This window comes from Paracoccus yibinensis, assembly GCF_030846195.1.
Classification (GTDB): Bacteria; Pseudomonadota; Alphaproteobacteria; order Rhodobacterales; family Rhodobacteraceae; genus Paracoccus; species Paracoccus yibinensis.
Genome location: NZ_JAVCWH010000005.1, coordinates 1 through 10,756 on the forward strand (window position 1 = coordinate 1; position 10,756 = coordinate 10,756).

Below are 10,756 nucleotides of genomic sequence, written 5' to 3' on the forward strand. Positions count from 1 at the left end.
GCCATCAATGCGGGTCTGGCCCTTCTTCACCAGCTCCGGCTCGAAGCTGCTGTCGCGGTCACGGGGCACAGCCACCGGCAGTTCGCCGTCCTGGCCCTTCAGCACCTTCGTCGACGAGCCGTTGCGCCGGTTCGCCTGGCCGGGCGGTGCTTCCTTGCCTTCCTCATAGCCCAGATGCGCGGTCAGCTCCGCGCCCAGCATCCGCTCCATGAGCCGGATCTTCAGTTCCTTCATCAGCCCGGCATCGCCGAGCAGCTCCTCAGGGCGCTCAACACCCTTCAGCAGTTCATCCAGAAGTTCCTTGGAGATCGTCATGCATGCTTCCTTTCGGTGAAGCATGGACCGGATCACTCATACACAGAAGACCTGACACTCTCCTTCACATCAGCCGCCTCGACCACTGCGGATATCGAGACCATGAGCATGATCCGCAAGGGCCAGTTCAGGCCCGGGCTGCGTCCCTTTCAGCAGTTCTGCCAGGTGGCTGCCTGAAACCGAGAAAGCCAGCCGCTAGCTGCACCTGCTACAGCGGTTTGCGACAGAGCCACTCCTCCGAAGACGTCAGTCCTCAAATCGGTCCTAGCCTCTTATCACCGACCTGACAAAATTTGCGACAGATCAGCCTAAACTGTCATGAAAGGCCTCCTTTCCGATCAAGGGATTGCGGCTTCGCGGCGCAGGGTTCCCCAAGGTCATCCGGGCATCGACGGCGCGATCCCGCGCCTAACGACAAGGGGTCTTCACGAGGCGGTCACGGCCATCAGGGCGGCCTGGGTGCGGTTCCTGGCACCCAGCTTGCGGCAAAGGGTCTTGACGTGCAGCTTGATCGTCACCTCCTGCAGGTCCAGGTCGCGGGCGATTTCCTTGTTGGACTTGCCTTGTCGCAGGCCGGACAGAACCTCGGCCTCGCGCTGAGTCAGGTTTCCGCCGGGTGCGGCCGCTGTGGTTTTCATCAGGTCATAGGGCACGAAGACCCCACCGGCCTGCATTAGGTGGATCGCAGCCGCCAAGGCCCGCGCGCTGAGCGTCTTGGGCAGAAAGCCGCAGGCCCCGGAATCCAGCGCCTGCCGTGCAAGGGCGGCCGAGGTCGTGCCCGTCAGGATGGCAACCGGGCGGCCGGGAACCGCCTCGCGCATTTGTCCCAACCCCTTCAACCCGTCCATGCCCGGCATGTCGTAATCCAGAAGCACAAGATCGAACCCGCCCGGGCCTTGCCGGACGGCCTGCAGCGCCGCCTCGAGGCTGTCAACCTCGGTCACGTCGAAGGCGCCTTCCGCCTGCAGGAAGCTGGAAATCGCCTCGCGCACGAGGCTGTGGTCATCGGCAATCAGGATCTTCATCTGCCACGCCTTTCTGGGCGAATCGTGGCCAGGCTAGCAGAGGCTGGTTTCCAAAGTGTTCAAGACGCGGCATTTTCCGCCGGCTCCAGGCCGCCCGCTCCAAGGCATCGATCGAATTGCAGGGACAGATCCGCGATCTGCCGGGCCGTATCGCCCTTGTCCGCGCCGCCGCGCAGCGCCTGTTCCAGCCGGACCAGCGCCCCATGAAGGCCGGAAAATCCGCCCAAGGCGGCGCTGCCCGCCAGACGATGCGCAAGGGCGGCCCGGTCGCCCGCACCGCCCGCAAGCGCCCCGACGCCCGATCGCAATTCGCAAACGATCCTGTCCATCAGATCGGGCGACAGGCGGGAAGACCCTGCGACGAGCGATGGCGAAGGTCCGGCAAGGGCGGGGCGCGCGGCAAGGACCGCCGTCAGATCTGCCAGCTGCAGCGGCTTGACCAGGACGCGTTCCATCCCCGCCTCGCGGAACCGCGCGATGTCCTCGGGCATGGCATGGGCGGTCAGGGCGATGATCGGCGTGGCCGCGTTCGGCCCGGACTGGCGGATCCGGCGCGCCGCCTCGACCCCGTTGAGCCGCGGCATGCTGATGTCCATCAGGATCAGGTCGAAGGGACGGGCGGCGGCCAGCCCGCAGCCGGAAAGACCATCCTCGGCCTCGGTCACCTCGCAGCCGTGAAGGCGCAGCATGTCGCCGACCACCAGGCGGTTGATGGCGTTGTCATCCACGACCAGAACCCGGCGGGAACCGGATGTCGGCACGGCGGCCGGCGGCGCGGGAACCGGCACCGGCCCGGTTGCGGGCGGCAGGTCGAAGGTCACGGAAAAGACCGTGCCCTGGCCGGGTTCGCTGGCAACCTCGATCCGGCCATGCATGGCCTCGACCAGGGTCTTCACGATCGACAGGCCCAGGCCAGTGCCCGGGACTGTCCGGTCGAAGGTCGGGCAAAGTGTCACGAATTCGTCGAAGATGCGGCTCAGATCCTCCTCGGCGATGCCGATGCCGCTGTCCGAGACGCGCAGTTCGACCTGCCCCGGCCCGCCGCTGCGGTCCAGTTCGACCTGGATCAGGCCGTTTTCGGTGAACTTGATCGCGTTGCCCACCAGATTGACCAGGATCTGTTCGATCTGCGTGGCGTTGCCGTACAGAAGGCCGTCGTGATCGCCCGTGACATCGACCGTGATCCGATTTCCCCTGGCTTGGGCATGGGCCTGCAATCCCGCGACCGTGCCGCGCACGATCGCTGCCGGATCCAGCGGCCCGGCCGTGGCGCCGCCCGCCGCGCGCGAGGCGTCCAGCACGTCGTTCACATGGCGCAGCAGCATCCGGCCCGATTGCTCCATCGCGGCCAGATACTGCTGCTGGCCGGGTTGCAGCGGGGTCAGCTTCAGCAGATCCAGCGTGCCCAGGATGCCGTTCAGGGGCGTGCGCATCTCGTGGCTCATCACGGCGATCATGCGGGCCTTGGCCTTTTCGCCCGCGACGGCGCGGTCGCGGGCCAAGGTCAGTTCGGCTTCCTGCTGCACCCGGCGCGATACGTCCCTGACAAAGGCGACCAGCAGCGGGCCCGCCCGGTCCGAGGCTATGGCCCAGGACATCTCGACCGGGACGATCCGGCCCGACTTGTGCTGGGCGGTGGACTGGATGACCTCGGCTCCGGCACCAACCCCGGCCCCGGCACCCTCGCCCCGGGCGCGCCCCTGCTGCACCCCGGCCAGAAGCGCGCGCGCCATGCCGCGCTGTTCGGGCGGGGTCAGCAGTTCGACCAGGTCGCCCCCGATCACCTCGTCGGGCTCGTATCCATAGAGCCGCCGCGCCGCCTTGTTATAGCCGCGGACCCGCCCGTCGGGGCGGGCGAACAGGATGGCATCGGTCGAGGCATCGAACAGCGAGCGCATCTGATCGCCCGCAGCGGCAATCCTTTCGGTCTGCACCCGCGCGGCGCGGCCCATCACGAACAGCACCACCGTCGTGCAGACCAACACCAGAAACAGCGGCACCACCAGCATCAACAGCTGGAACAGCGCCAGCACGACGTGCTGGCGCCGCCCGTCGGATTCGCCCGCGAACTGCCGCACGCCCGCCAGGGACACCTGCCGCACCAGCGGCAGCGCGGCGCCAAACCGTGCTTCCAGCATGTCCAGGGCCGCAACCAGAGGCGCGTCGTCCCCGTCGATCAGGGGGACCGTCGCCTCCAACCTGGCCTGCAGGTCGTCCAGGACCGGCGCCACCCCGTCAAGCGCGCGCAGGTTGGCAAAGGCCTGGCCGGTCCGCAGGGTCTGGACGCGCGAATAAAAAATGTCGAAGCGCCTGCGCACGTCGTCGGCCCGTTCGGGGACGCCGGGTTCGGCGCGCAGCAGCAGGATCGCGCGTTCCAGGGCCAGGGCCTCGACCTCGGACTGGGCCAGGAACCATTGGGTGCTGTCGGAATTGGCGATGCCCAGGTCCTCGATCTGGCGGCGGATGTCGGCATGAAAGGTCCAGGCGGCCACCGCCAGCACGCCGACCAGCAGCGCGAACAGGGCCGGGACCAGGTTCGTGGCCAGTCCCCTGCGGCCACCCGCCCCCTTCATTGCCCGGCGGCCAGCCGGTCAAGCTGCCAGATGCTGCGGGAATAGGTCACCTCGGTCTGCAAGGCCGGGTCGGCATCAAAGGGATAGATGACCCAAAGCGGCCCCTTGTCGCGCACCGACATCACCTGCCCGTCCATCCGATAGGCGACGATCGGATAATCCGCCGTGACCTCGGCCACGGGGATTTCGACGGCATAGTCGTTGATCGCCTTGGCCACGACGCTGCCTTGGGAAATCCGCGCCGCATCCAGAAGCGTCTTCAGCGGCACGCCCTGGAAGCGCGTGCTGCCCTTTGTCCAGATCGTCGAGGTCTGAAACTCGGCCATCGGAAACGCTTCGAGCGCGGGCAGGTCATAGGTCTGCACGCCGGAAGGCCCCACGACCGTCAGCAAGGGCGCATCGCCGGCGGCCGCGACGGTCGCGGACAGGGCCGCCGCCAGGCCAAGGGCGGCGACAAGGGTTGAACGAAACATTGCACACTCCTGTTTTTGGTGGTGCGTGATCCTGCCACGGAACGGTGCGGGGCCCAGTGTCTCTTTGGAACAGAACCCTGTGCGAAAGAATAGGAATCTGGCTAAAGGTTTCAGCATCCCCAGGGATCCGGCCAGCGATCCGGCCAGCGCGGGGAAGATCTACTTCCTTCGGATAGGATGGCGCCGTTCGGATAGGGGGTGATGGCCTTCCGCGCCGCCCCTTGATGCTTTCCGATCCACGACGAAAGGCGGCCCCCATGGCATAAGGCGGTCATTCAGCAGATGGAGTGATGGTCATGATGTCCGATGTTGCCAGAACCGCCCGGGTCGCTGCCGATGCAGGCGTTGCGCAGCCGGTGATCTCGATCCTTGGAATCGACGGCCGGACGGTCTTTCAGGCCGCTGCGCTGCTGCGCGCCGGGTTTCGCGTGATCTGCGCGGACAGCGATATCGACAAGGTCGAGACGCTGGCGCAGCGCATCGCCCTGGGGATCGACACCGCCGCCATGGCCGTCCTGCGGGCCGGGCAGGCCCGGGGGAACCTGATGGTCATCGACGACATCTTCGCCGCCGTGCTGGAAAGCGGCGTGACCTTCATCTGCCAAGGTCCCGGGACGGATTTCCTGGGGCAGGAGGATACCCATGCGCTGAAGGCCATCGGGCGGACCATCGGCGCCGCCATTGCCCTGAAGGGGGATTTTCATGTCGTCGTGCAGCAGGCGGACATCCTGCCCGACCTGACCCGCAGCATCCTGATCCCCGCGATCGAGGCTGCGTCGGGCGAAAGATCGGGCATGGGCTTCGGCCTGTGCCATGCCTCGGGCGCGCTTGACGCCGCGGCACAGTCTCGCACGGACAGCCCCCTGCCCGCCCCGGCGGGGGATGCGGACGACCGCGCGGCAAGCTGCCTCGATGCGATCCTGGGGCAGCTGGGTGCGGCCGCCCTGTCCGAAAGGGCGGCCCTGCGCTGATTTCGGGCGAAATCCCGGTCGGGACAGCGCATCGGATGAGGAGGAGGGCCGAGCCACCCAAGCCGCGCGCTGAGAGCGGGCAGCTCCTGCCAGCAAAAGGGAGAGGCGCGCGGTGAGGGGCGAGCCGGACCGGCCAAAGAGAGAATACCGCCCGGCTTGGCCCCCTTCCTCTCTCAGAAGACAGACCCATGACCCGGAACGATCTCCTTGCCGGCAGGCCGCTGCGGCAGCCTCAGACAGTGCCGCGAGCATCGCCGCGCGCTTGGCGAATACGAGGCGCGCGAACAGCGCAAAGCCGCCATGCGCCCGGCCAACAAGGCCCTGTTGTTCGATGCCTTGGCCGCAGCCGGCACCGTCACCGTGACGTTCGACGGTACGGCGGCAGCGGCCAGATCAAGGATGTCACCGCGCAGCGCGGCGACGCGATCGCCGATCTTCCCGCGGGCCAGGTCGCCCAGATGTCGGCCGAATGGAACTCGGAGGCCGTGTCCAGCGCGGGTGAACCTCGCGGCCGCCATCGAGCAGCTTTGCCATGACCTGCTTCAGCAAAGCCATCCCGGCTGGGAAAACAACGACGGCGCCTTTGGCGAGTTCGTCTTCGACGCGGCGGCGCGCATGATCACGCCTGATCACAACAAGCGCTACACCGCCACCGAACTCTCACCCGCAGGTTCTGACGGAGGCCCTGATGGCACATCCTGTCATCATGCGCTGTCCTCGCCGCGCAAATAGGGCGGCAGCGTCGAGGATTTCCTGCCATTCACGCCTGGTTCGACGCCAGCAAGGCGATCACGGCCGACTTCCGGCAACGGGCGTTGCGCCACCACGCCGAGGGCATCTTCATGGCCCAGACGTTCCTTGGCGTCACGATCACCCTGGAGTGGCAAATCCCGACGCGGTGAGTGGGCGAGCAGCATGTCCGCGAGGATCGGGGCCACCTCCCGAGCTTTGCCGACTGGGCCGGGCCGATCCGCCCGGAGCCCTGGACGGGTCGAAACGAAAGGACCGAGCCGACCTGGATCGCGTCCCCGGCCCGGGCGACCCAGCCAAAAGCATCGCGCCATGAGCCAGTATATCGTCAGGATCGGGTTCTGGCTGCGGGCCTTCGAGGGCCTTACGATCGAGGCGGATACCGATGCCGATGCCGAGGCCATCGAGCCGGCCAAGGCTGCCGCCCTGCTCGCCCTGGTGTCGTCGGCCTTTCCCGGACATATGGATCCCGGTGATCGTCGGGAAGGCACATCGCTTATATCGACCGCCTGACCGACACCGCTCCCAGGCTATCGCCGACATCGTATTCGACGACGCCCGCATCCATCCACCGGCGCCTTCCTCCTCATCGCTCTGCACACCCTGTCCCGTGGCCCGGCTCTGACGGGGGCGGCGACTGGGATCCCGAGGCCGAGCGGGGCTTTGTGGTCTCGGTCCATCCCGACGACAGCGGCACCTGGCTCTGGATCCGCGACGACGACACGGCGACCCCGAAATGGTCATCACACGCTGTGCCGCATCCCCTGCATCTGGTTCAGCGGCTTCTGGTTTCAGGGTGACGGCGCCTGCTGGGAAGGATTCTACACCTAACGCGGCGGCACGGTTCACGATAGTCGCGCCCATGCCCCGCAGGACGGGGAGCTGCACCGGAACGCCGGCACCGTGCAGGAGATCCAGCGGCGCAATGTCTATCAGTTCCGCGCCGAGGTCAGCCACGGACAGTGTCGATCCCGGCAGCCTGCGCCGCTTTCACGAACCGGCGGTCGAAAGTCAGAAACACGTCGTGGTCCGCCGAACGGCCGAGATGCAGCGCATCGGCGAAGTCCATTCCCCGCTCGGCCAGATCCAGGGCGCCGGCAATCGTGGCTGCATCCTCGACCGTGACCTGGGGCAGGCCACCAAAGGCGCGCAAGGCCCGCGCGACTTCAGCGGGCTTGTGGCCATAGGCGCTGCGCAGCACTCATTCCGTTTCCAGCACCACCGTCACCGGCACGAACACTGGCTACCGTCCACGATCTCGCGCGCCCGGGCCGCTTGCTGGGGGTGATCGCCGGTCAGGTAACGGACAAGGATGTTGGTATCAATCGCGACCATGACGCCTGCGGGCCTCGGCCAGAACCCCGGCCTCCATCTCCTCAAGCGTTTTCGGCGCGCCTGCATGAGCCAGCATCCCGAACACGGTTTCCGACCGGGTCGGCGCAAAGGCAGGCGCAGGCCGCAAGAGGACGCCCTCCGAGGTGTCCTCGACGATCAGCCGCGTGCCGGCATCCCTGGCGCGCCGCTCCGGCCCTGAATGCCCGGCGCAGGATCGGGACCATGGCGGTTGCCTGTTCCTCGCTTCTCATCTCCAGGCGCACGGTGAGCAGGGCCGCGCCTTTCGGGTCGTTGCGAGGCTTCGTAATTCCTGCTCGCGCGCGCAAGACCCTGAGGCGCCATGTCAAGGCCGCCCATGACCTCGTGGCGGGCGGGCGGAGACAGGAACGAAGCGACACGGCGTCCGACAGCGCCCAACTGCGTCAGGCGACAGGATCAACCGCGGTAATGACCATGACGCGCTTTCTCACGGATCCTGGAGCAGCCCCCTGCCTCCTTGTTCCTTTTGCCTCAACCGCACCCTGGGCCTCGTGCATGGCCTGATCTGGCCGAAGACCGGCTGCGCTTCGCGGGCCTGGGCGCAACGGCGCTGTCGCAACCTTCTTCCCCTGCCGGCCGCAGGCGGCCGTCATTCCTTGCGCGGCAAGAAGGTTCCTCCTCTGCCGTCAGGCCCCCGCGGGACGCGGGGGTGCGCCGGCCCGCGTCCTCGATCGGGCGATCGCCATCAAGGCCGTAGTGGTGCGGCTGGACCCAAAGCAACGGAGACAGGCCATGGCCACCATCGGCGCCTTCAAGAAAACCGCCGCCGACGAATATACCGGCGACATCGTCACCCTGGGCGTGCAGGCCCGCGGCGTGCGCATCGTCCCCGACCTCCGCGCCTCGGGCGAGAACGCCCCCAGCCACCGCATCCTGGTCGGCCGCGCCGAGATCGGCGCCGCCTGGTCCAGGCGCTCGACCGAGGGCCGCGGCTACCTGGACCTCAAGATAGACGATCCGAGCTTCACCGCGCCGATCCACGCCAACCTCATCGCAGACGAAGACGGCGAGGGCGGGGGCCACTTGCTGATCTGGTCCCACGCCACTCGCCGGGGCGACTGAACCAAAGGAACCAAGGGTCCAAGCCGACAGGCTTGCGCCTTCTTCCGTATGGCTGCGCAAACCCAGACCGCCTCAGGCGTCCCGGGGCGCGGCGCGGAGATAATCCGTCATCGCGTGAGATACATCGGCATGGGACCACGGCCCCATGGCAGAGAACGGACCGAGGGTCCGGTCCTTGCGGACGATCACCGCCAAGGTGCCTGGCCAGCAATAAAGAACCTCACGTGATCCCTTGGTGATCCGGGGTTCTGATGTCTGAAGTGTTCTGAAGAGTTCCATTCAGCCACTATGACCGGGAACGATAAAAGGCTGGTAAAGATCACGGCGTCTGCATCAAGAAAAGTGCCCGTCCGTCCGCCTGCAAAGTCGACAGCCCTGACTGTCGCGTGTCAATCGACAGCAACATCGTCCTTTATCTGCTCGATGACAGCGACAAGGCGGACCGGGCCGCGGCCCTGATGGCGGGCGGGGGCACGATCAGCACCCAAGTCCTGAACGAGGTGCTGGTCAACTGCATCCGCAAGGCCGGCATGTCCTGGCAGAAGGCAGGCGAGTTTCTGTCCGGGATCCGTGCGGCGTGCCGGGTGACCGACCTGTCCCTTTCCGTCCACGATGTCGGTCGGGCGCTTGGCGCGCGGTACGGGTTTACGATGCGCTGATTGTCGCAGCCGCCCTGGTCAGCGGCTGCGAGCGGCTGTATTCCAAGGATCTGCACCACAGCCTGCTGGTCGAGGACCGCTTGCGGATCGTCAATCCGTTCCGTGAGAGCGGCGCCTGAAGACTGCCGCGGCGCAGGCTGTCCCGCTGGCCTGCGATCCTGGGTTCCAATGCCGCGACGGCGACGACCGTCCCTGCCGCCGCCGGTCTCCTGCTGCCCCATCTCGAAGGCCGCCAGCGGATCGATGCCGCCATCCTGCGCGGTGCCATGGAGGCGGCCTTTGGCAGCTCCGATGCTGCCGCGGCCTGGAACGGGAAGACCGCCTATGACGCCTGCGAGGTCGCGATCGTGCTTTTCCTGCGCCGATACAGCAGGGTGCCGACGCAGACCCGCCACTCCGAGGACTCCAGACCTATCAGCAGTTCCCCACACCGATCCCGCTCGGCTTCGCCGCAGCGACAGCGGCGGCGATCGCGCCAGCCTTGCCGGCCTGCCCCCCGTGCCCGGCACCCTCGACCAGATCATCCAGCATTTCGGTACGGATATCGTGACCGAGGCGACGAGGCGCTCGCGCTGTATCCTGCGCAAGCCGGGGAACGGCGCCGAAAGCTTCGCCGTCACCGACCGGCAGGTGATCCATACCCACCCGCACACCGGGGCGGACCATAACGGTTTCCCCTCACGCTGGAAGGCCGGGCTTGCGGAGGTGCCGGAGTTTGCTGACGGCACCCTGCATATGGTGACGGGCCTCTTGCTGCCGATCTGGAAGCGGTTGCCGGACGATTCGACCCGTGCCTACCGGCTCAGACGGAGGCGGGCGAGCGCATCATCGGCCGCAAGGTCTCGCCGGCCTGGGCTGCCACCGCAAGCGCGACGACCACCGGCAGTGCGACGATCACGCCGCAGGATGCCTTCGCGGCGCTGATGGACGGCCGGGCGATTCCCGATCCCGCCGAGGGCCTCCAGCTTCGCCGGGTCCGCGCATCGCCGGATCCCGCTTCCGGCCGAGACAAAGGGATTTCCCTGACGATTGCATAGATAGCATCTGAGTTTGTAGCCGGGGGAGGCGCTGTCCTGACATCCGGCTTTCTGTGACCAGCAATGGGTTGAGCCATAAACGAAGACGGAATGAAGGTTCGGTTCTCTCACCTGTCCCTTTCCGAGCGCCGCAAGACCGAACCCTGGCGGCATATGAGCTGGGCCCCGAAAAGGTGGCGCGCGGACTTGGCCCTGTCCGAGGTCCGGCCGGACGCCGGAGCAGATCACCGGCCGGATGCGCTACGAGAACGCTCCGCGTCGGGCCTGCCAGGAAACCATGTGTTGCCACATCTATTCCCAGGAAGGTCGCTAGGCTAAGCTGCGGCGTCACCTGCCCTGCGGCCGCCGGGTTACCGGCTGCGCCAGCGACCGCCGCCGAAGTTCGCGCCGGAACTCGGCATCCTGTTCCGCCCCGAGGTCATCGCGCAGTGCAAGGCAGTTCGGGCACTGGGATGGGACAAATCCGTCGCGCCCGATGGCGCGGCGCAAGCCTGTCGAACGAAGTGGCGCTGTTTTG

16 protein-coding genes and 1 pseudogene are annotated in these 10,756 nt (G+C 66.9%); 8 read left to right on the forward strand and 9 right to left on the reverse strand.

Going from position 1 to position 10,756, the window contains the following annotated elements; genetic code table 11:
* A partial coding sequence (locus RAH32_RS12140) for a transposase (RefSeq protein ID WP_306608210.1) occupies positions 1-315 on the reverse strand: 315 nt, incomplete at its 3' end.
* Positions 316-375: 60 nt separating this feature from the next.
* Here RAH32_RS12140 and RAH32_RS12145 point away from each other — a divergent pair.
* A pseudogene (locus RAH32_RS12145) lies at positions 376-492 on the forward strand (IS6 family transposase); the annotation flags it as partial.
* Between the two features lie 248 nt (positions 493-740).
* Here the strand turns inward: RAH32_RS12145 and RAH32_RS12150 are convergent.
* From RAH32_RS12150 to RAH32_RS12160, 3 genes are read right to left on the reverse strand one after another with little or no spacing between them, the layout of a single operon-like run.
* Positions 741-1,340 carry a response regulator gene (locus RAH32_RS12150; RefSeq protein ID WP_306608211.1) on the reverse strand — a complete coding sequence of 200 codons (600 nt, stop codon included), beginning with the start codon at positions 1,338-1,340 and terminating at the stop codon, positions 741-743.
* A 59-nt stretch (positions 1,341-1,399) separates the two neighbouring features.
* Entirely contained in the window at positions 1,400-3,913 is a 2,514-nt protein-coding gene (locus RAH32_RS12155; protein ID WP_306608212.1) for a hybrid sensor histidine kinase/response regulator, read from the reverse strand.
* Positions 3,910-4,386, reverse strand: a complete 477-nt coding sequence (locus tag RAH32_RS12160; RefSeq protein ID WP_306608213.1) for a putative pterin-binding protein — start codon at positions 4,384-4,386, stop codon at positions 3,910-3,912. The genes RAH32_RS12155 and RAH32_RS12160 overlap by 4 nt, the downstream gene beginning before the upstream one ends.
* 296 nt (positions 4,387-4,682) lie before the next feature.
* Between RAH32_RS12160 and RAH32_RS12165 the strand changes: the two genes are divergently transcribed.
* The 5 genes from RAH32_RS12165 (at position 4,683) to RAH32_RS21710 (ending at position 6,938) form a co-directional block, all read left to right on the forward strand.
* Positions 4,683-5,357, forward strand: coding sequence for a hypothetical protein (locus RAH32_RS12165; protein ID WP_306608214.1), 675 nt, complete (start codon positions 4,683-4,685; stop codon positions 5,355-5,357).
* 207 nt (positions 5,358-5,564) lie between these two features.
* Positions 5,565-6,089, forward strand: a complete 525-nt coding sequence (locus tag RAH32_RS21665) for a DUF6878 family protein (RefSeq protein ID WP_425589725.1) — start codon at positions 5,565-5,567, stop codon at positions 6,087-6,089.
* A gap of 26 nt (positions 6,090-6,115) precedes the next feature.
* Positions 6,116-6,259 carry a DUF6915 family protein gene (locus RAH32_RS21670; protein WP_425589728.1) on the forward strand — a complete coding sequence of 48 codons (144 nt, stop codon included), beginning with the start codon at positions 6,116-6,118 and terminating at the stop codon, positions 6,257-6,259.
* 160 nt (positions 6,260-6,419) lie between these two features.
* Complete coding sequence (locus tag RAH32_RS12175; protein ID WP_306608497.1) at positions 6,420-6,620, forward strand: hypothetical protein; 201 nt, start codon at positions 6,420-6,422, stop codon at positions 6,618-6,620.
* Between the two features lie 150 nt (positions 6,621-6,770).
* Positions 6,771-6,938 carry a hypothetical protein gene (locus RAH32_RS21710; protein WP_489681444.1) on the forward strand — a complete coding sequence of 56 codons (168 nt, stop codon included), beginning with the start codon at positions 6,771-6,773 and terminating at the stop codon, positions 6,936-6,938.
* Positions 6,939-7,056: 118 nt separating this feature from the next.
* On the opposite strand, the gene RAH32_RS12180 is transcribed toward RAH32_RS21710, so the two are convergent.
* Both RAH32_RS12180 and RAH32_RS12185 read right to left on the reverse strand, forming a co-directional pair.
* Positions 7,057-7,308: a PIN domain-containing protein gene (locus RAH32_RS12180; protein ID WP_306608215.1), complete on the reverse strand. Its 252-nt coding sequence runs from the start codon at positions 7,306-7,308 to the stop codon at positions 7,057-7,059.
* Positions 7,309-7,428: 120 nt separating this feature from the next.
* Positions 7,429-7,569, reverse strand: a complete 141-nt coding sequence (locus RAH32_RS12185; RefSeq protein WP_306608216.1) for a hypothetical protein — start codon at positions 7,567-7,569, stop codon at positions 7,429-7,431.
* Between the two features lie 611 nt (positions 7,570-8,180).
* On the opposite strand from RAH32_RS12185, the gene RAH32_RS12190 reads away from it, so the two are divergent.
* A complete protein-coding gene (locus tag RAH32_RS12190; RefSeq protein ID WP_425589726.1) occupies positions 8,181-8,543 on the forward strand; it encodes a DUF736 domain-containing protein in 363 nt (120 codons plus the stop codon).
* A 386-nt stretch (positions 8,544-8,929) separates the two neighbouring features.
* Positions 8,930-9,202 (forward strand): PIN domain-containing protein, encoded by a 273-nt coding sequence (locus RAH32_RS12195; RefSeq protein ID WP_306608217.1) that lies wholly within the window; start codon positions 8,930-8,932, stop codon positions 9,200-9,202.
* Here RAH32_RS12195 and RAH32_RS12200 read toward each other — a convergent pair.
* The 3 genes from RAH32_RS12200 to RAH32_RS21675 all read right to left on the reverse strand — a co-directional run bounded on the left by RAH32_RS12200 (position 9,189) and on the right by RAH32_RS21675 (position 10,214).
* Positions 9,189-9,470: a hypothetical protein gene (locus RAH32_RS12200; protein WP_306608218.1), complete on the reverse strand. Its 282-nt coding sequence runs from the start codon at positions 9,468-9,470 to the stop codon at positions 9,189-9,191. The two genes, RAH32_RS12195 and RAH32_RS12200, sit on opposite strands and share 14 nt — an antisense overlap.
* Positions 9,471-9,616: 146 nt before the next feature.
* Positions 9,617-9,868 (reverse strand): hypothetical protein, encoded by a 252-nt coding sequence (locus RAH32_RS12205; protein WP_306608219.1) that lies wholly within the window; start codon positions 9,866-9,868, stop codon positions 9,617-9,619.
* Between the two features lie 136 nt (positions 9,869-10,004).
* Positions 10,005-10,214 (reverse strand): hypothetical protein, encoded by a 210-nt coding sequence (locus RAH32_RS21675; RefSeq protein WP_306608220.1) that lies wholly within the window; start codon positions 10,212-10,214, stop codon positions 10,005-10,007.
* Positions 10,215-10,756: the final 542 nt, after the last annotated feature.